The organism is Candidatus Aegiribacteria sp. (assembly GCA_021108005.1).
Classification (GTDB): Bacteria; Fermentibacterota; Fermentibacteria; order Fermentibacterales; family JCC-6; genus Aegiribacteria.
Genome location: JAIORS010000121.1, coordinates 1 through 18569, shown reverse-complemented (window position 1 = coordinate 18569; position 18569 = coordinate 1). Strand labels below are relative to the sequence as shown.

General features: G+C 45.5%; 20 protein-coding genes. 17 read left to right on the top strand and 3 right to left on the bottom strand.

The window, feature by feature from the left end:
* Positions 1–283 precede the first annotated feature (283 nt).
* The 4 genes from K8S15_07535 to K8S15_07520 all read left to right on the top strand — a co-directional run bounded on the left by K8S15_07535 (position 284) and on the right by K8S15_07520 (position 3190).
* The gene (locus tag K8S15_07535) at positions 284–499 is read left to right on the top strand and encodes a hypothetical protein (GenBank protein ID MCD4775888.1); all 216 of its coding nucleotides are present in this window, start codon (positions 284–286) and stop codon (positions 497–499) included.
* A 158-nt stretch (positions 500–657) separates the two neighbouring features.
* Positions 658–1866, top strand: a complete 1209-nt coding sequence (locus tag K8S15_07530) for an AAA family ATPase (protein ID MCD4775887.1) — start codon at positions 658–660, stop codon at positions 1864–1866.
* Positions 1867–1998: 132 nt separating this feature from the next.
* On the top strand, positions 1999–2466 hold the full coding sequence (locus K8S15_07525) for a hypothetical protein (GenBank protein MCD4775886.1): 468 nt from the start codon (positions 1999–2001) through the stop codon (positions 2464–2466).
* 421 nt (positions 2467–2887) lie between these two features.
* The gene (locus K8S15_07520; protein MCD4775885.1) at positions 2888–3190 is read left to right on the top strand and encodes a hypothetical protein; all 303 of its coding nucleotides are present in this window, start codon (positions 2888–2890) and stop codon (positions 3188–3190) included.
* Between the two features lie 193 nt (positions 3191–3383).
* Here K8S15_07520 and K8S15_07515 read toward each other — a convergent pair whose 3' ends face one another.
* A complete protein-coding gene (locus K8S15_07515) occupies positions 3384–3992 on the bottom strand; it encodes a hypothetical protein (protein MCD4775884.1) in 609 nt (202 codons plus the stop codon).
* A gap of 114 nt (positions 3993–4106) precedes the next feature.
* On the opposite strand from K8S15_07515, the gene K8S15_07510 reads away from it, so the two are divergent.
* Both K8S15_07510 and K8S15_07505 read left to right on the top strand, forming a co-directional pair.
* Positions 4107–4715 carry a type IV toxin-antitoxin system AbiEi family antitoxin domain-containing protein gene (locus tag K8S15_07510; protein MCD4775883.1) on the top strand — a complete coding sequence of 203 codons (609 nt, stop codon included), beginning with the start codon at positions 4107–4109 and terminating at the stop codon, positions 4713–4715.
* Positions 4712–5629: a nucleotidyl transferase AbiEii/AbiGii toxin family protein gene (locus K8S15_07505; protein MCD4775882.1), complete on the top strand. Its 918-nt coding sequence runs from the start codon at positions 4712–4714 to the stop codon at positions 5627–5629. The genes K8S15_07510 and K8S15_07505 overlap by 4 nt, the downstream gene beginning before the upstream one ends.
* A gap of 309 nt (positions 5630–5938) precedes the next feature.
* On the opposite strand, the gene K8S15_07500 is transcribed toward K8S15_07505, so the two are convergent.
* Complete coding sequence (locus tag K8S15_07500) at positions 5939–6505, bottom strand: SagB/ThcOx family dehydrogenase (GenBank protein MCD4775881.1); 567 nt, start codon at positions 6503–6505, stop codon at positions 5939–5941.
* A 738-nt stretch (positions 6506–7243) separates the two neighbouring features.
* Between K8S15_07500 and K8S15_07495 the strand changes: the two genes are divergently transcribed.
* From K8S15_07495 to K8S15_07480, 4 genes are all read left to right on the top strand, one after another.
* Positions 7244–8359, top strand: coding sequence for a hypothetical protein (locus tag K8S15_07495; protein ID MCD4775880.1), 1116 nt, complete (start codon positions 7244–7246; stop codon positions 8357–8359).
* A 109-nt stretch (positions 8360–8468) separates the two neighbouring features.
* Positions 8469–9629, top strand: coding sequence for an ATP-binding protein (locus K8S15_07490; protein ID MCD4775879.1), 1161 nt, complete (start codon positions 8469–8471; stop codon positions 9627–9629).
* A gap of 166 nt (positions 9630–9795) precedes the next feature.
* Entirely contained in the window at positions 9796–11115 is a 1320-nt protein-coding gene (locus K8S15_07485) for an ATP-binding protein (protein MCD4775878.1), read from the top strand.
* Positions 11116–11288: 173 nt separating this feature from the next.
* Positions 11289–12632 carry a tetratricopeptide repeat protein gene (locus K8S15_07480; GenBank protein ID MCD4775877.1) on the top strand — a complete coding sequence of 448 codons (1344 nt, stop codon included), beginning with the start codon at positions 11289–11291 and terminating at the stop codon, positions 12630–12632.
* A gap of 48 nt (positions 12633–12680) precedes the next feature.
* On the opposite strand, the gene K8S15_07475 is transcribed toward K8S15_07480, so the two are convergent.
* Positions 12681–12833 (bottom strand): hypothetical protein, encoded by a 153-nt coding sequence (locus K8S15_07475; GenBank protein MCD4775876.1) that lies wholly within the window; start codon positions 12831–12833, stop codon positions 12681–12683.
* A 47-nt stretch (positions 12834–12880) separates the two neighbouring features.
* On the opposite strand from K8S15_07475, the gene K8S15_07470 reads away from it, so the two are divergent.
* The 7 genes from K8S15_07470 to K8S15_07440 all read left to right on the top strand — a co-directional run bounded on the left by K8S15_07470 (position 12881) and on the right by K8S15_07440 (position 18501).
* Positions 12881–13474 (top strand): type IV toxin-antitoxin system AbiEi family antitoxin domain-containing protein, encoded by a 594-nt coding sequence (locus K8S15_07470; protein ID MCD4775875.1) that lies wholly within the window; start codon positions 12881–12883, stop codon positions 13472–13474.
* Positions 13475–13571: 97 nt separating this feature from the next.
* A complete protein-coding gene (locus tag K8S15_07465; GenBank protein MCD4775874.1) occupies positions 13572–14372 on the top strand; it encodes a nucleotidyl transferase AbiEii/AbiGii toxin family protein in 801 nt (266 codons plus the stop codon).
* A 196-nt stretch (positions 14373–14568) separates the two neighbouring features.
* Complete coding sequence (locus K8S15_07460) at positions 14569–15708, top strand: ATP-binding protein (GenBank protein ID MCD4775873.1); 1140 nt, start codon at positions 14569–14571, stop codon at positions 15706–15708.
* 275 nt (positions 15709–15983) lie between these two features.
* Positions 15984–16406, top strand: coding sequence for a hypothetical protein (locus K8S15_07455; protein ID MCD4775872.1), 423 nt, complete (start codon positions 15984–15986; stop codon positions 16404–16406).
* Positions 16407–16970: a glucosaminidase domain-containing protein gene (locus K8S15_07450; GenBank protein ID MCD4775871.1), complete on the top strand. Its 564-nt coding sequence runs from the start codon at positions 16407–16409 to the stop codon at positions 16968–16970.
* A gap of 331 nt (positions 16971–17301) precedes the next feature.
* Complete coding sequence (locus K8S15_07445) at positions 17302–18165, top strand: tetratricopeptide repeat protein (protein MCD4775870.1); 864 nt, start codon at positions 17302–17304, stop codon at positions 18163–18165.
* A 120-nt stretch (positions 18166–18285) separates the two neighbouring features.
* A complete protein-coding gene (locus K8S15_07440; protein MCD4775869.1) occupies positions 18286–18501 on the top strand; it encodes a hypothetical protein in 216 nt (71 codons plus the stop codon).
* Positions 18502–18569: the final 68 nt, after the last annotated feature.

The window sequence follows — 18569 nt, the reverse complement described above, 5'->3', positions numbered from 1 at the left end:
GATGATCATAATTTACTAATCATGTGGGGGGTCGGCTATATGTTATCAGGTCTTGCATCCGGGCATTATTATCATATTACAAATAATACATTATTATAATATGTATATAGCAATCAGGTAGAAAGATATTTAATCGAGGATATCCTTGTAAGACGGATGGAAATCTTCAGCAGTCAGGAAAAACCTGAACCATGCAGATCGGTATGCGCCGGAGGTTGATTTCCTGATTCATGAAAATGGGCGTGTCATACCCGTTGAGATCAAAGCAGGAGCTTCTGGTCGGATGAAGTCACTTATGCGGTTCATTCAGGAGAAGAACAGTTCTCTGGCTGTTCGTTTCGATATGAATCCTCCCTCAATCCAGAAAGTAGAACATATGCTCGGAAACGGAGTTGGAGAGAGCTCCAGGGTTGCATTTGATCTTCTTTCGCTACCACTATACATGGTGGGCGAGATCAGTCGGTTGATTGATTGGAATGGAATCGTTTCATGCGAATAGTTAACCTTTTTCTTGATTTTGTGCGTGTACACAAATTCCTCAGGGAGGCTGTCTGATGGGCTGACGCGGTGACTGCTTGGAATGCAGTCATGATTATTGGAATTGACATTAGACTACACTCCAGATATTTTAGTAGTAATTAGGAGTGTGGTCATAATATGGAAAGATTCTTTGCTTCTTATGAGAGACTTCTTCAGAGCGTAAACTTCAAGACATACAGATACTTGTACAAGGATTTCAATCTTGACAGCCGGCTTACCGGTTTGATAGGTCCCCGGGGTACAGGGAAAACAACACTTCTGCTGCAGTACATTAAGGACAAGATCGAAGACAGAGAAAAATGCATCTATGTATCCATGGATAACATCTATTTCTCTGAAACAAGACTGATTGATTTTGTGAATGAACTCTATGAGATCTATGGGATCCGGTATTTCTTTCTGGATGAGGTACACAAATACCCTAACTGGAACCAGGAACTTAAAAATATATACGACACTTATCCGGATGTTAAAACAGTTTTCTCCGGAAGCTCAAGTTTGGATCTGACCAAAGGTACTTACGATCTGTCCAGGAGAGCCGTCATCTTCAGAATAAATGGATTGTCGTTCAGAGAATATCTTCATTTCAAAAGCATACTCACTGAAGAGCCAATTGAATTTGAAGAGCTGCTGACGAACAATAGAAAATACGCCAGGAAAATCGGCTCGACAGAAAAGCTGAGAGGATCCTTCAGACAGTACCTTTCTGCCGGATACTATCCGTTTTTTCTTGAGGACGAGTCAACCTATTCTCAGAAGTTGCTCCGGATCGTAGACAAAACAATCTACGAGGATATAGTGAACCACTATGCGATAAAAACGGAGAATCTGCCGAGTTTCAAGAGAATACTGGCATATACCGCAACTATTCCTCCGGGGGAATTAAGCATAAACAGCATCTCTCGGAATATAGGTCTTGATAACAAAACTGTCGCCAGGTATCTGCACATGTTGCAGGAAACAGGTCTGCTGACGCTGATAAGTTCGGGAAAAACCGGCAGCGGCCTGCTCAAACAGACTGAGAAGATCTATCTTGACAATTCGAACCTTTACGAAACCATTACTGCTGAGATCGGTGCAAAAAGCAATACAGGGTCCGTCAGGGAAATATTTTTTGTGAGTATGATAAAAAACAGCGGCCATCAGGTGCATTACAGCAGAATCGGTGATTTTGAAGTAAAGGGTACAGTGTTTGAGGTTGGGGGTCGGAATAAATCACTAAAGCAGATAGGTAAGAATCTCGATAGAGCATACCTGGTAAAGGATGATATCCTGTACGGAGGAAAGCATGAGATACCTCTTTACCTTTTTGGCTTTCTTTACTGATCAGGGAATTCTAATTGTCGGTGCTCGGAATGTTAACTGTTTCGGGATATACTTTCACTTGAATGTAGAATGTCAGGGGTCATTAGACATGAATGACCCAAAGTCACCTTTGTGTTTAAACGGATGAGCCGTATGGATAAAACAATGCTTTTCACGGAGCAGAGCGGGAAGCTATCGGGTGCGCTTCAATCATACATTAAGACAGGCGGGTTTCCGGAGGTCGTTCTTGCGGGATCAAATCTCAGAAGGAGTGAACTTCTATCATCCTACTTCAGAACTGTCTTCTTCAACGATCTGGTTGAAAGATTCGATATTCACGCTGCTCCAACCATGCAAAGGCTGATGGAGTATTTTCTCCATTCATTTTCGACTTTGTTCTCTATTTCAAGGTTTACCAGGAGACTCAAGTCGGAAGGGATATCATCAAGCAAGAAAACCGTATCAGCTTACCTGTCATATCTGGAAGAGGCATTCTTTATTCATACAGGTGAACTTTGCGATCCATCTGCGCACAAAAGAAGAATGAACCCCAGGAAGGTGTATCTGATGGATCACGGTTTTGCTACTATTCCACTTGCATATTCCGAGAACCTCGGATGATAGAAGTACATTTGAGCGGGATGGGCGGACAGTTGAAATTCTTCCTGCATGGCAATGGCTAATAGAATCGTTTCAAGAGAATATTTAACCTTATTATCCTTAAAAATTGGTATTGACGTTGTGCGCACAATCCAATAGTATTGTATCATGAAATTTGATTTCAGCCAGAAAAAGAATGAGGAAATATTTCTTGAACGCGGAGTCACATTTTACGATGTGATAGAGGCAATCGCTGAAAAAGGTATTCTCTTAAATTTTGATAATCCGAATAAAGAGAAATATCCGAATCAGAAAATTCTTATTGTTGATGTTAATAATTACGCATTTTGCGTACCGTACATAATACAAGAAGGTGATACTTGGTTCTTAAAGACAATATATCCAAGTAGAAAATTCAAACATCTGATTGGAGGTAATTCAGATGACTAAGTACAATCCTGAATACTTGGACGATGAAGAAAAAAACATCGTAGAATCAATAGAAACTGTTAGCTTAAAGGACATCAGTAAACCAAACAAGAAAGAACAAACTGAAATTAAGAAGGCAGCGAAGCATTATCTTAAAAAAGAAACGAAAATGAATATTAGAATAGATCCATATGAACTAAATAGGATCAAAGAAGAGGCTGCCCGAGAGGGATTGAAGTATCAGACTTTTATAAAGAGCATATTACACAAATATATTAGCGGACAACTCATAGAAAAGAGTAAATTAACTGGATAAATGCATCAACCAGTCACGTGAGCGGAGCTGTTGAACATCGTGTCCCGTGCTGGTTATGAAAGTATTCTTGATTTTGTTCGTATGCACAAATTCCTCATAGGAGGGATTTCGCTGTGGATGTTCCTGGTTTCTGCTCTTCTGGTTCCTTTCTTTGTTCAGATCCTTCCGGCTGATTATTTCAAGAAGAAATAGATCAGGGCGAAGCCGAAGTGGGTTCCGTTTCCCCTGACATCCCGCCAGCACTATACAATGGCAAATACTCCAGTTTCTGTTCCGGAAGGGTTTTATATGTACCGTCATACAAAACTAGACCCCGGGGACAGTTGAGCTTTTTTTGATTGGCAGTTGCCCCAAGCGGTAGACCTGATGGGTTTGCGGAAGGTATTTTTGTTAGAACTCCGGCTTTACACAGCAGATCAAAAGCTTTGCGATTTGTCTGACCGGTGTGACCATCATTGAGTTTTGTATAGATAAGCTGGTCTCCAACACTTTTAGCACAGTTCAAAAAAACCGCATCAAGACAGGCCGGGTCAACATGCGGCTTATATTTAGAAAAATCATCTCTGTATGATTCTATTATTTCCGATTGAACTCTGAAGGTTTCAAGCATCGATCCTGATTCACTGAAAGTTTTAACACATTCAGGCATTCCTCCGATAAAGAAATATCTGCGCAATTCTTCAAGGAGCATATTTTGAACCCGCTCATCCACTGTGCCCGGATGTTTAAGAGATTCTTCGGCTAATGACTCTCCGCGAATTGCATTGAGATACTCGTAGAATGACATGGGGTAAATTTGCATGTATTGAACTGAGCTTTCCAGAATGAATGATCAGCTTTGTAATGTGATTGCGCATATGAAGACATGTCTTGCATAACTCTTGACATATGTTAGAATTTGACTATAATTACGCAAATGAAATATCGAGGTGGAAAGACAGAACAGATACTGAAACTCATTCGCATTTCAGGTGTTGTGAGCACAGCTGAAGTGCGCTCTCACGGTATTCACCATGAGTACCTGCGGCAGATGTGCGGCAGGGGAGAAATTGTTCGCGTGGGTAGAGGGCTGTATAGTCTACCAAATCCCGACGTTACAATTAACTATGGACTGATGCTGGCAACAAAGACCGTTTCCAGGGGAGTAATATGTCTGCTCTCTGCACTTCGCTTCCACGAGATTGGGACACAAGCTCCACATGAAGTCTGGATCGCTCTTGACCGAAGGGCCGCACGGCCGCGAATCAGGCACCCCAAAATGCGGATCGTTCGATTTTCTGGTATGGCTCTCACTGAGGGGATCGATGAGCACATGATCGAAGGTGTACAGACCAGAATATACAACCCTGCCAAAACGGTGGCAGATTGCTTCAAGTACCGTAACAAGATCGGACTTGACGTTGCACTGGAGGCCCTTCGCGAAGTTCTACGTGATAGAAAGTGTTCAATAGATGAACTATGGAGATATGCTAAGATCTGCCGAGTGACGAATATCATGCGTCCGTATATTGAAGCAATCGTATGACCAGAGGCAAACCATCAAACGTTGCGGCATCTGTTCGTCAGAGACTTCTTAAAATAATCCGTGAAACCGGAGATGACTCGAACCTTGTCTGGACGCGCTATGCGACTGAACGGTTCCTCTACCGCCTTTCCGTCTCGGAGTATGCTGGTGATTTCATACTCAAGGGAGCCATGCTATTCAGGGCTTGGACGGGGCAGTCATACAGGCCAACAGTGGATATGGACTTACTTGGCCACGGCGAGGATTCCAGAGAGCGGCTTGCGAGAATGTTCCAGAACGTGTGCGAAATTGATGTCGAACCTGATGGTCTGATGTTCGATGTCAACACCATGGAGGTTATTCCAATCCGTGAAGAGCAGGAATACAAGGGAAAGCGGGTTAAGTTAACAGCATTCCTTGGAAAGGCTCGTATTCCCGTTCAGGTAGACGTTGGGTTTGGCGACGTTGTTACACCAGAAGCGAGGAAGATCAGCTATCCGGTGCTTCTGGATTATCCTGCCCCGAACATTCGAGCATACCCACGCGAGACGGTCGTTGCAGAGAAGTTTCAGACTATGGTCATCCTGGGAATCGCAAATAGTCGAATGAAGGATTTCTATGACTTGTATGTGCTGTCGCGAGAATTTGCGTTCGACGGTGATACGCTTGTCCGGGCGATCAAAGCGACTTTCAAGAGACGCAAGACAGTTATCCCGATCGAGCCACCGCAGGCCCTGACGGATGAGTTCGGCCGCGACGAAATGAAATCGATCCAATGGAACGCTTTCATTCGCAAAAGTGGCCTCGAAGAACGTATACCTGAACTCCTTGAACTGCTTTCGCATCTAAGAGACTTCCTGTTGCCTCCTATGAAGGCAGCTGCTGGAGACGGATCTTTCCAATTGAGCTGGGCCAGGGGTGGCCCCTGGAGTTGATGTTGTTAGCAAAGTAGAAACAGGCAGAGTAGCAAATAGAGTTCCTCGATGATTGGACGTGATAAACGGAATTCATCAATAGCAGATAAAAGATAGTCAGTTTGTCTGATAGTTCAGCTGCGTTTTTATCGAAATGCGGCAGTGAGTACGGAGCCTGTCTTTAAACTCACGGAGATGCAGGGGATTCAGGACGGTTGAGGACTTACGAATACTTCAAAGAATTGAAATACATAGAGTACATAAGTGTACTAAATTAGTTCCATCAGGTTTCATCCCGGATATCCAGTTCGAGATTCTTCTATAAGGGTATTAAATCCTGCCGAGCGGCATTATATAGAGAGGCTCTTCTATCCTGGTCATCTGGATCGCCTGTCTTAAAATCAGATCGCTGAAGGATCCGATTGCGCATGTCCCGATCTTTAAGGCGTAAGCCTGAAGGTATACATTCTCGGCTGAATGACCTAGATCCATGCACACGTAACGTTCCCGGCCGCGATCTCCGTATTTATCGGTACACCTTTCGAAAATGGCTGACCACACAATAGCCGCTGCCGCAGTCTCGAAATGGATCTGATCGAACGCTGAATAGCTGAGTTCCTCCCAGTGATTCTCACTTGCTATACGCACGAGCTCATGGGTTTCTGATTTGTACCAGTAGATTCCGGGATCGAGATCAGTCACGTTTCGAACAACCAGATATAGCTCCAGAGGGTATAATGCCCCGGCCGAAGGAGCTGTTCTTAAACCGCCACGCAGAAAGTCCGGCCCGTTCTCGATCTGGTAGCTCAGTCCATAGGCAGACCACAGTAGCTGCGAAACCTCAGCGATGGTCAATGGTGAGTCCTCATAGATACGAAGAGACCGCCGGTTCTGCATGGCCTCCTCCACTGACACATCACTTGATAACCGGGGCTGAGGTAATACAACCACCGGACCCTCCGGATGTTCTTCCGGTAATGAAGCCAGAATGGAGTCCGTTCTGGCATCAATCGCTTCAAGGAGCGTATTCCAACGGCTATCTGATTGGAGGATAACAAGATCTTCGTCTTCCTCCAGCCACTGCTTTTCGATAAGATTGCTGTTGACAGCTTTTTCGAGATAATCGAACGCCAGATTGGAGTTCTCGCAACGGGCGGCTGCACAAGCAGCGTAATAGTAATCAAAAGCATCACCATCTTCGATCTGAAAAGCTTGCTGGTACAGTTCCATTGCAGCTTGATAATCCGAGTCCCATAGCTTGCTAGAGGCTTCAGCTATGAGCTGGTCATACTCCTCTGCAAATACAGCGTTAGATAAGAATGAAAGCAGAAAGAATACATAAACCACCTTGTTCATCATCGGAATCTCTCCTTCATCACAATGAGCACGTATCGTAAAGACAATTCGAATAATTGGATTTATAAAGGTTAAAGCTGTGAAGAACCAGATCAAGAAGGAAACGATTGAACGGCTACGGCTGAGGGAACAGCTATCCAGATTCGATTGAGTAAGGAACATTTCATCATTTTGATAATCGGATATATTCATTCCTGATTAGTGAACCGGCTGACCATTGCGAGACCTTCGGCAGCCGGATAGCCCTTAGACTGAACTGTTGAACTGACCGGGAGGTTGATGATGTGTATTATTCCGTCCGCCCTCATCCTGCTGCTTGTACCTGCGGGTTTTCTGGGTCCGGTGGATATTCAGATACCGGAGGAATGGACCGTTGATTGCCATGCTATAGATGAATCGGGAAGGCTGCTTGTAGGCTGCAGTAGATGGAATAGCGATGCTCACATTCACGAAGTCATCATACTGGTTGCAGGAGAAAGCATTGACACCATCCAGGTGAACGATGAGAGAATAATAAGTTTGAGTTCGCTTTGTGCTACCAGTGATGGAGGCTATCTGATAACCTGCCCTGTTGACCTTCGGTCAATGCTAACTGCTGCAGCTCGTTTATCGCAGTCAGGTTCAGTGGAGTGGTTCACTTCGACCGGGCATGAACTGGAAGTCAATATAGGTAACTCAAATGCATTCGCTGAACTTCCGGGTGGAGGTTTAATAATGGGGGGCAATCTGTCACGTGGTTCAGGATGGGAAAGCTACCAGATTCTCCTTATGGATGAGCAGGGCTCCTTATTGATGGAGTTGGAGGGGGATCTGGACGAAGAAGTAGAAGATGTAATGGCTGACAATGAGGGTTTTCTTCTTGTTGGAGAGATGCCTGGATCGGATCAGACGCAGGCTTTTGCAAGGCGATTCAGTCTGGAAGGGGATATGATCTGGGAGCTTTGCTGCGACCCAGGGATGTTCTCGGGTTTCGACTGCGCTGCTGCAGTTAATGACGGATACCTGATGGGCGGGACTGTTTCTCCCTGTGAAGGGCCCATGTCGGGACTGGTTGTGAGGGCGGATGCTGCAGGAAATGAAGCCTGGAGAAATATTGTACAACCCGACAGCGGTTATCAGCAGGTTTATATCCGGTCGTTGATGGAGATAGATGAAGGTTCGGTTCTGGCCGGGGGCTTCTGCGTTGCGGATAATGCTCCGAGGAACACCAATGATGCGCTGATCGTTTTTCTGGACAGCGATGGCTCGGAGCTGGAGAGGGAAATATTTAAGATTCCGGGACAGAACCATGAGGAGTTCTTCGGATTATATAAGGACGCAGAAGGGAATGTTTCAGTCTACTGCATGTGCAGGGGGGAAGCTTACAACAAACGTTACTTTGTTATGGAACTCTGAAGAACTGCTTAAGAACAAAAGAAAATATGAGGAGAAAATCGGGGATGATAACGGAAACAGAAAAACATGAACCTTGCAATTCATGGAGTTACACTCCATATTTACAACCATGATACACAGAAGAATAACTGAAGAGCTGCAAAGCAGGCTGAAAGAGGTCCCGGCGGTGGTGCTACTGGGACCAAGACAGACAGGCAAGACTACTCTCGCCCTGAGCCTGGCGGGTAAATGCCCTTCCATATATCTCGATCTGGAATCTGAACAGGATAAAGCCAAACTTGCAGAGGCGGAATTGTATCTGGGCATGCATACCGATAAACTTGTCATTCTTGACGAGATCCATCGGGCTCCGGATCTGTTTCCAGTTTTAAGAGGTATGATCGACCGCTCAAGAAAACCCGGGATGTATCTGCTTCTGGGATCAGCATCACTGGAAATGCTCCGGCAGTCGGGGGAAACACTGGCCGGACGGGTCAGCTACATGGAACTCGATCCGCTGGATGTTCTGGAAACTTACACTGATGGTGGTAATTCTGATCCTCTCTGGCTGCGCGGCGGTTTTCCCGACAGCTATCTGTCAAAGAGCGATGAAGCCAGCCTCAGATGGAGAAGAGACTTCATCAAATCCTATCTGGAGAGGGACATTCCACAGTTCGGCCCCAGGATCCCCGCTGAAAGATTGCGCCGGTTCTGGACGATGCTTGCTCATAACCAGGGAGGGTTGCTGAATACAACGGCTCTCGCCAGAAACATGGGAGTGGACGTTAAAACCGCTTCAGGGTACATTGATCTGCTTGTTGACCTGCTCCTTGTCAGAAGACTCCAGCCCTGGTTTAAAAACACTCGAAAGCGACTGGTTAAATCCCCTAAGGCTTATGTTCGGGACAGCGGCATTGTTCACGGGCTGCTGGCAATAGAAAACATGGAGTCTCTATTTTCGCATCCTGTTGTGGGAATGAGCTGGGAGGGTTTTGTGATCGAGCAGCTTCTCTCAGTGATCTCGGATAGAGCCGAACCATACTTCTACCGAACCTCTACCGGGGCTGAAGTAGATCTGTTGCTTGTTTTTCCCGACGGGGATAAATGGGCCATTGAAATAAAGAGAAGCCTTTCTCCCAAACCGGGAAAGGGGTTTTACCACTCCTGTGCTGACATTCAGCCTGCAAAAAGGTTTATCGTTTATCCAGGCAGTGAAAAGTATCCCATAAACGCTGATATTCAGGCGATATCTCCTGTGGAGCTATGTAGTAAACTGAAAAACTCTCTGTGAATTGAACCCTGCAAATCGGGGAATACTACTCCATGTTTTACAAGGATAAGTCAGGTGAAGTCTGATAAACCTGAAAGCTTTGTCGGTGCTCGGAATATGTGGAGATTATGTTACCTTGTGCCAAGGATAGATGTTTGCCATAGTATCCTTGATGGAAGGATGAATCATGGATATGCTTGAGAAGCTGATAGCTGATTTCCAGTATTGGCCTCTTCCTGCAGTAAGTCCAAGAAGTGCGACTACGTCTCCTGTTGGAAATATGGCTTCGGTAGTAATCGGCATGCGTCGATCCGGGAAAACGTATCTTCTATTTCAGGAGATACAACGCCTTTTGAATTCAGGCGTGGAACGTAACCGGATTCTGTATGTGAACTTCAAGGATGATCGCCTTCAGCCGCTTGATCATGATATTCTAAACCGAACGCTGGAAACATTCTACAGAACGGCTCCTGAGGCGCGGTCAGAAGGCGCATACCTGTTCCTCGATGAGATTCAGGCAGTAGAAGGCTGGTCCCGGTTCGCCAGGCGGGTACTCGATACGGAGACCGCAAGGCTTTATATATCGGGCTCCTCTGCGAAGATGCTCTCGAAAGAGGTCGCAACCGAGTTCCGCGGCCGTGGGTTCGCGATCGAGTTGCTGCCCTTCAGTTATGAAGAGGCGCTGTTGTTTGCTGATATCGATGTTCCGGATTCGATACCCGGCTCACGGCATCGGTCCAGGCTGGAAACTGCGTTTCTGAACTACCTGCGCATTGGTGGTTTTCCGGACGTGCAATTACTGGATGAGATGGAACGTATCCAGGTACTGCAGGATTATGTTAAGCTGGTTCTGCTTCGCGACATCATCGAACGCCATCAGGTGCGAAATTTGCATGCAGTAAACTACTTCTCCAGAGCTCTTCTCCGGTCATCCGGTTCTCTGGCGTCTGTGAATAAAATGGCAAAGGATCTTCGGTCGCAGGGCGTTGCAGTCGGCAGGGACACTCTTTATGAACTGCTCGATCACTTTGTCGATGCTTTTCTGCTGTTCACTGTGCCTATCTTCAGCAGGTCACTTCGCGTTCAACGAACCAACCCCAGGAAAATCTACGCCATTGATCCGGCGCTGTTCTACGCGATGTCTCCGGCCGGTGTGTCAAACCGTGGGGCAAGGCTGGAAAACGCGGTTTATATTGAACTAAGGCGTCGCGTGCGAGCAAGCCGTGAGGGAACCATCTCGTATTACCTTACGAAGGCCGGGCATGAGGTTGATTTTGTGGTAGGAGACACAACGACTGGAAATGCTGCTCACCTGCTCCAGGTCTGCGCAGACATAGCTCACTCTGCAGCAAGGGAACGTGAAGTTCGTGCTTTGAAGGAAGCAATGGCTGAGCTTGGTCTAAATGAGGCTGTACTGGTTACGATGTTCGATGATGAGACCATTCCAGTGGAAGGCGGCGTGATCAGAGCGGTACCCGCATGGTCGTGGATGCTTGGCGTGAAGTAAAAAATAGAGGCTGCAGCTTTATGAGAACTGTTCACTATGTCCTGGAACAGACGCTGCTGGCGGATTAGTGAACTTGTATCCGTTAATATCGTTCTTTTGATTGACACCTGCAGCATGAACGGATATTATGTCTTTAAGACAACCGTTCTGTAAGGGGTTTAATCTGGAGTGGCATGCCGAATAAGGAAATCGTAGCGCTGGAGAAGGAACTGGAATGGCTCAGGCGGGAGCCTCCCGGTTCAGAGCTTGTGTCAGTGCTTAACAAGCTTGCTTATGCCTGTCTTCATTCTGATCCCCGCAGAGCGGAAGACTGTGCTCTGGAAGCTAGGGATCTTGCAGAGAAAAAGAAGCTTTTTGTCGAGCAGGCTAAAAGCTGCAGAATGCTTGGTACAATCAATCTCGAAGCGGGGAACTTTGCTGAGGCAATGACATGTTGCCGAAAATCCATGAAGATCTATGAGGAACTCGGAGACAAGGACGGGATGGCAACTGTCCACGGGACTCTGGCCTCCACTTACAGGTCTCAGGGTATGATTGACAAGGCTCTTGAACATTACCACGAGTCTCTCAGGCGGGAACAGGAATGTGGCGCAAGTAAAGATGATCTTGCTCTTTGCTACCTTAATATAGGCGCATGCTACAGTGGCATTCACCGCCTGGATCTGGCGCAGTCATCCTATGAGTTCGCGCGGAAGATCTGGGAAGAATCCGGTGACCGCATGAAACTGTCATACCTTTACCACAACATAGGTACTGTCTATGGAGAAAAGGAAGAGCTGGACAAGGCTCAGGAGTACTTTCAGAAGGCTCTTGATATCAGGGAAGATCTGGGAGACAAAAAAGGTACCGCAAGTACTCTGGCCAATCTGGGAAGTCTGCATAATAACCTGGGCGACAACAAATCATCTCTGGACTGTTTCATCAGAAGTCTTGAACTGTATGAGGAAATTGACAACAGGAGAGGAATCGCGAGAATATGCGGCAATATTGGTGGGATATATACCATCATGGGACGTCTCGATGAAGCTGAAAAATTTGCCAGGAGAGGCCTGGAGATATCAAAGGAACTTTCGATAAAGGATGTGGAAATCTTCTGCCTGGAAAAGATAACGGATCTGTACGAGGCAAAAGGGGATCTGCAGAAAGCACTTCAGCACTCCAGAGAACTGAAAACTTGCCTGGAAGAACACCTGAACGAAAAGAGCCTGGAAAAGATAGCGGGGCTGCAGGTGCAGTTCGAAACCGAAAAGAAAGAGAAGGAATCGGAGATCTACCGCCTGAAGAACGTTGAGCTTTCTGCGATGAACGATGAACTTCGTGATGCTCTTGCTCATGTGAAGGCACTTCAGGGGATGCTTCCTATCTGTGCTTCGTGCAAGAAAATCCGTGATGATGATGGTTACTGGCAACAGATCGAGACCTATATCTCCGAACACTCAGACGCAAAATTCTCCCACGCTCTCTGCCCTGAATGTATGATCAAGCTCTACGGCAAAGACTTTACACTGGAGAACTGAAGGGCTTTCCTGCTGGCAGGGTGTCTTCCTGATTGAGCCTGCCTAGTTTTAAAGAATACCGGCATATACCGTAACTATTCCACCGGGAGAATTAAGCATAAACAGCATCTCCAGGAATATCGGTCTTGATAACAGAACTGTCGTCAGGTATTTGCACATGCTGCAGGAAACGGATTTGCTTTTACGGTACAAATCAGACATATTGTAACCACTTGTGAATATATGGTGACTATATGTCTGGGGATAAAATGATTGAGAGCTATGAGAATATTTTCCGTAAGCACGGCGGCCAGCTTCGTATGGCTGAGGCTATAAAGCTCGGAATTTCTCGATATATGCTTTATTCTCTGAGGGATAGAGGTGTCATCAGGCAGGTCAGCAGAGGTATCTATCGACTGGCCAAGCTGCCCCCGATCAGTGCCCCCGATCTGGTTACAGTGAGTCTTCGCTTTCCGAACGCTGTTATTTGTCTGATTTCTGCTCTGGCATATCATGATATCACAACTCAAATTCCACATTTTGTTTCGGTTGCTGTTCAGAGGAATTCGCGACTGCCATCACTTGATTACCCTCCAATAGAACCGCATAGATTCTCGAGTGAAGCCTATAGCGCAGGCATTGAAGAGTATATCATCGATGAAGTGTCAGTTAAAGTATACAGCCCCGAGAAAACACTCGCTGATTGTTTCAAGTTTCGCAACAGAATTGGAATGGATGTGGTACTGGAAGCGCTGAGACTTTACATGACAAGAAGAACACTAAACACGGAGAAACTGATTAAATATGCTGGAATATGCAGAGTCGAAGGAGTTATGCGTCCGTATCTGGAGGCATTAGTATAAACACTCCACGAATGTTCCGGCATCGGTCCGACAACGCCTTCTTAACCTTGCCAGGAAAAAACAGCGACCATTCACCGAGTTGCTTCAATACTATGCCATGGAAAGGTTCCTGTACCGATTATCCGAATCTATTCACGCGGCTCGCTTTGTTCTCAAGGGAGCTATGATGATGCAAATTTGGCGCATGTCTGAATTCCGCCCGACAAAGGACATCGACGTGCTGGGAAGAACAGCCAGCAATGAAGCCGGAATTTTAGCACAGATCAGGGAAATCCTAGTCACAGATGTTCAAGCGGATGGGCTTTCCTTCGACCCGGACACCATTATAGCTGAAAGAATCACACAGGAGGCAGAATACAAAGGAATCAGGATTCTTTTCCGTGGAGTACTGGATAATGCCAGGATTAAAATGCAGCTGGATATAGGCTTCGGTGATGTCGTTTATCCGGAACCCCGGAAATTGAATCTTCCGACTTTATTGGATTATCCATCTCCGAAGCTTCTCTGCTACAGCATGGAAAGCACTATTGCCGAAAAATTCGAAGTACTTGTCAAACGTGGCATATTGAATAGTCGCATGAAAGACTTCTATGATATTTGGGTATTATCAAGACAATTCAATTTTCGCTTAACTCCGTTAGCTGAGGCCATCCGATTAACCTTCAGCAAGCGTGAAACGATATTACCATTTGAGATTGAGGCTTTCAGCGAATCTTTTGCAGAAGCAAAGCAGGCACAGTGGACGGCATTCCTGAAAAGAACTCGACAGGATCATATCCCTTCATCATTCAGTGAAATCACCGGCGCAATAAGGACATTCCTTTTACCAGTAGTCAAAGTTGTTCTCTCAGAGAAGAAAGAGAGTAATAACTGGATTGCCGCGGGTCCCTGGTCATGATTAAAAGTAAGGAACATGCTTGTATAGGGGACGTGAAGTTCGTGCTTTGGAGGAAGCAATGGCTGAGCTTGGTCTAAATGAGGCTGTACTGGTTACGATGTTCGATGATGAGAGAGTTGCAAATCAGGAGAATTTTTACCAAGAAATATAGAGTTGACGATACTAATTTTCATGGTATACTATTGTCATGATTGATATGATTGAAAGGTCAGAATACAAGAATCGCTTGCTTAAAGCTGTTAACCGTTCTCCGGTAACAATCCTTCTCGGACCGAGACAATGCGGTAAAACCACTCTTGCCAGGGAAATATGGAAAAAACTCGGTGGGACTTATCTAGATCTGGATACCACCGGTGATATTACAAGGCTTCAGAATCCCGAGCTATTTCTTAAATCTCTAAAAGGACTTGTTGTAATTGATGAGATTCAGCAGATGCCTTCCCTTTTCAGGATTTTGAGGCCTTTGGCAGACAGATATGAAATCCCGGCGAGATTTTTACTTCTTGGAAGCGCTTCTCCTGAAATAATCAGGGGTGTTTCGGAAACACTTGCTGGACGAGCAGAATTCATTGATCTGTCTGGTTTCAACCTGGGGGAAATTGGAATCAGTGAAACAGAGAAGCTCTGGTTCAGGGGAGGTTTTCCCAGGTCATTTCTAAGCGGAGATGACGATTCCTCACGAGTGTGGCTGGAGAATTTCATTCGAACATTTCTGGAAAGGGATCTTCCTCAATTGGGATTCCCGGTAAATCCTGTTGAAATGAGACGCTTCTGGATGATGCTTGCTTCCGGACAGGGTCAGATTGTTAATAATTCATCCCTCGCCAGATCCATGGGAAGATCCTATAAGACGATTCAGAAACATCTGGATGTTTTTGAAGGCGCGTACATGATCAGAAGACTGCGCCCGTGGTTTAACAACACGAAGAAACGTCTGGTTAAATCATCAAAGGTATTTATCCGGGATTCCGGGATTCTTCACAATCTGTTGCATATTGATTCCATCTATGCTCTAAAAGGGCATTCAATTGCAGGGTTTTCCTGGGAAGGTTTTGTGCTTGAGCAGTTCTTTGACAGATTCGGGTCCAGAAACTGCTATTTCTGGGAAACCCACCAGGGAGCCTCAATCGACCTTCTCTTTTTCAGAAAGGGTCTCAGATACGGCCTTGAGGTGAAGATGAATGAAGCACCGGGAATCACCAAATCCATGAGGATAGCTATGCATGATCTCCAATTGCAGCATTTGTGGGTCATATATCCAGGAAGCGAAAGTTTTATAATGGACAGCAAAATAACGGCCCTGCCGTTATCAGACCTCTTTTCTAATTCATTTTAGATTGCTGGGGTCATTGCTGGGGTCAGGTCTTGCATCCGGGCATTATTATCATATTATAAATAAAACTTTATTATAATATGTATATAGCACTCAGATATAAATATATTTAAACGAGGATATCCTTGTAAGACGGATGGATGATCCAAAGTCACCTCTGTGTTTTTACGGATGAACCGCTCCAGGAAATGTTGACTGCTATAGGACTCTATCATCCTGAATTCGAAAAATGATATATTCATCCAGCTTACCCTGGTTGATTGGAATGGAATCGTTTTATGAGATTAGTTAACCTGGTTCTTGATTTCGTGCGGGTACACAAATTTCTCCTCGGGGGGATTTCGGTGGGGATGTTCCTAGTCTCTGCTCTTCTGGTTCCTTTCTTTGTTCAGATCCTTCCGGCTGATTATTTCAAGAAGAAAAAGATCAGGGCGAAGCCGAAGTGGGTTCCGTTTCCCCTGCATGTTCTGTATCTGGTGGTTAAGAACATTATCGGTATTGCTCTTATTATCCTGGGTCTTGCCATGATCGTTCTTCCCGGTCAGGGGTTGATCACGCTGATAGTCGGGATAATACTGACGGACATTCCCGGAGAAAGGCAGGCCTTTCTGTTTGTGCTGCGGAAAACCCCGGTTTTAAAAGGAATGAACTGGCTTCGGAGTAAGAAAAACATACCTCCGTTTGAACTCCCGGAGATGTAGATGAAGCTGTTTACGGTTATCTGTTTCTCATCAGCCACTGCTCTGTTCGGGCTGAATCCGCCTGTGCTGATAATGGGTAACGGCCTGATGGATTCTGATGAGCTTTATTCCTTCTTCATGGATAACAACCCCGACGCGGATGAGCAGAGAGTTGTCCGTCTGGCTGGTTTGTACATTTCTGAATGTTCCTTCGAAGGGGTTAATTCCGACGTTGCGTTCGTGCAGATGTGCCTGGAAACAGGATTTCTTCGTTTTGAAGGGCTTGTCAGTTCGGAGATGAACAATTTCTGCGGTCTTGGCGCTGTAGGTCCCGGGCAGCCGGGTCATTCCTTTCCCGATGAGCGTACCGGTATTCGTGCCCATGTGCAGCATCTGAAGGCTTACGGTTCTTCTGACCCTTTGAACGGCGAACTGGTGGATCCGCGTTTCCATTATGTAACTCCCAGAGGAAAAGCACCTGGTATTCTTGGTCTGGCGGGGACCTGGGCAGCCGATCGGCTGTACGGAGAAAAGTTGACCGATCTGCTCGAAAGACTATATCAGAATTGTCCGGCAGTTCAGTAAACTCAACCTTGAATATCTCGGAATTACACTTTTCTTGTTATACCTGCATTATGGCATAACAGTTAATCAAATCGCTTAGAGTGTAGTAGTAACAGATCATTCAAGGTAACAGTTATTGATGTCAAAACAGGAGGGCAATTGAATAGGCTTCGGAAGAAAAGGTGCAAGCCGCTTTTCGAACTGCTGTAGAAGTAAGTACTGGAATCTGCAGAGTCGAAAGAATTATGAAATACTTTGAAAGCCAGTCTCTTCTCAATTGCTTTTTTTATGTGTTAATGTAAGTTTCAGGGGTGAAGCTGTATGAGTTAATTATTGAAAGGCAGATTATCAATTGACTGAGAGTAATCAAACGCCGGGCATTTCAATTGGGAAGCCGGTGGAAGCAGTTGCTATTGCGGTTAAGAAAGCTGCGATCAGATGCAGAATCGTCTCAACTGGACAGCCGGTTACATTTCGTATTGTCAGAAGGGAAGTTGAAGGGGAAATCCTTACCATAATTCCCTCAAAAGTGTGGCGGTATCAGAATACTTATTATATGACAGGTAAAGTTGTATCTGAAAGAATCGATGTTCCCGCTCTGAATTTGCAGCCGCTCGGGTTGAATGAAATGGGAGAATGGTATCCGGAAAAAGAATACTCTGAACTTGATCCCTCGCTATACGGGTATTTTGAATCAATTATTGATTTCGGCATCAGAAAATCCTTTGAAATGGATCAGATCATTCCATTTCAAGATCCGGAAGATTTCAGTAATGATCCGATTGTGGAGGCCTCTTATTTTAACGAATGCGGAGAATATGCGGAAGCCTTGAAAATAATGGAGAAAATACTAACGACAGATCTCCGGTGTCTGGATGCCCATGCTCATCTTGGTAATTGGGAGTTTAACCTTACAGACGAACATTTCGAAATGTTTATCGATAAGGCAAAAAGACATTATGAAGTAGGAACGCGTATTGGTGAGCTTTCTCTGGGTAAGGATTTCAGGGGCGTTCTGCCCTGGCGTTATATCAATAATCGGCCATTTTTCAGGTGTATGCATGGATATGGTTTATCCCTCTGGCGCCTGGGTCATACACATAATGCCAGGAAAGTCTTCGAAAGAATGCTTTGGCTGAATCCTGCGGATAATCAGGGAATCAGATTTCTGTTGGCTGATATCGATGATGGTCGAACCTGGTATGAAAGCAATTGATGTTTTTGAGGGAAATCGGGAAAAATTACTCATAATCATCCTTGACGTCTGCTATGGTAAAGCAATATTCAAATACAGAGAAGTTAATATGTTGTTTTCAAGCCGGTAAGACGGTTCTTTATGAAAGCTGTTACAATGGAAAACAGGAATGCAGGCAGGTGGGACAAAGAGTCCATGGAATCAAAGGTTCGATGGTTCAGGAGCCTGTCTATGACCGAGCGGATGGAAGTCTTCTGTGAATTCAATGATTTGATGCTGGCAATCAACCCTGACATAGGAGAAAAGAAACGTGCTGAATCGACTGCAGGCAGTGTTCAGGTACTTTCAGCAAAATGATGTAATGTCAAGGGTCACTCATTAGCTGACTGATGTCAATAGGGTATACTCCACCATAGGGATATCCA